Below are 1,511 nucleotides of genomic sequence, written 5' to 3' on the forward strand. Positions count from 1 at the left end.
CCGATCGACGTGCCCGCCATCAAGGGTGTCGATGAAGACGGCAACGAAGTCGTTCGCCTTCCGAACGACAAGGAGCCTCTCGCGCTGCTCGCGTTCAAGATCATGGACGACCCGTTTGTCGGCACCATCACGTTCTGCCGCATTTATTCCGGCACGCTGTCGTCGGGCACCGGCGTCATCAACTCGACGCGTGACCGCAAGGAACGTATCGGCCGCATGTTGCTGATGCATGCCAACAATCGCGAAGACATCAAGGAAGCCTATGCCGGCGACATCGTCGCGCTCGCGGGCCTCAAAGAGGCGCGCACCGGCGACACGCTGTGCGATGCGAACAAGCCAGTGATTCTGGAAAAGATGGAATTCCCCGAGCCCGTCATCGAGATCGCGATCGAGCCGAAGTCGAAGGCCGACCAGGAAAAGCTCGGCGTGGCGCTGGCGAAGCTCGCCGCGGAAGATCCGTCGTTCCGGGTGTCGACCGATCAGGAGTCGGGCCAGACCATTCTCAAGGGCATGGGCGAGCTCCATCTCGACATCAAGGTCGATATCCTCAGGCGCACGTACAAAGTCGATGCCAATATCGGCGCGCCGCAGGTGGCGTTCCGTGAACGCGTCACTCAGCGGGTGGAGCACAGCTACACCCACAAGAAGCAGACCGGCGGTACCGGCCAGTTCGCGGCGATCACGATCGTGGTCGAGCCCAACGAGCCCGGCAAGGGCTACGAATTCGAATCCAAGATCGTCGGCGGCGCAGTGCCGAAGGAATATATCCCCGGCGTCGAAAAGGGCCTGGAGAGCGTTCTTTCCTCCGGCGTGGTTGCGGGCTTCCCGGTGGTGGACGTCAAGGTCCAGCTCATCGACGGCAAGTACCATGACGTCGACTCGTCGGCGCTGGCGTTCGAAATCGCGACCCGCGCCTGCTTCCGCGAAGCGCTGCAGAAGGGCAAGTCGGTCCTGCTCGAGCCGATCATGAAGGTCGAGGTGGTGACGCCGGAAGACTATACCGGCTCCGTCATCGGCGACCTGAACTCGCGGCGCGGCCAGATCCAGGGTCAAGACATGCGCGGCAATGCCAACGTCATCAACGCGATGGTGCCGCTCATGAATATGTTCGGCTACGTGAATAACCTGCGCTCGATGAGCCAGGGTCGTGCCACCTTTACGATGCAGTTCGACCACTACGCGGAAGCGCCGGCGAACGTATCGGCGGAAGTCCAGAAGAAGTTTGCCTGATTGTCGTTGGCGGCTGCTAACGATTGAACGGAGAGTCAAATGGCCAAAGCAAAATTTGAACGTAACAAACCGCACTGCAATATCGGAACCATCGGTCACGTCGACCATGGCAAGACGTCGCTGACGGCGGCGATCACCAAGATCCTGGCCGAAACCGGTGGTGCGACGTTCACGGCGTACGACCAGATCGACAAGGCGCCGGAAGAGAAGGCGCGCGGCATCACGATTTCGACCGCTCACGTCGAATACGAGACGCAGAACCGCCACTACGCCCACGTCGA

At 60.8% G+C, this 1,511-nt stretch carries 2 protein-coding genes; both read left to right on the forward strand.

Features of this window, described 5'->3' with window-relative positions; translation table 11 throughout:
• Nucleotides 1-1,230 (forward strand): elongation factor G (locus WB528_RS15335; protein ID WP_423889262.1); only part of this gene is annotated, 1,230 nt, incomplete at its 5' end.
• Nucleotides 1,231-1,269: 39 nt separating this feature from the next.
• The coding region (locus WB528_RS15340; RefSeq protein ID WP_423889263.1) for a GTP-binding protein at nt 1,270-1,511 on the forward strand (242 nt) is incomplete at its 3' end.

It is taken from the genome of Bradyrhizobium sp., from assembly GCF_049586575.1.
Lineage (GTDB): Bacteria > Pseudomonadota > Alphaproteobacteria > Rhizobiales > Xanthobacteraceae > Bradyrhizobium.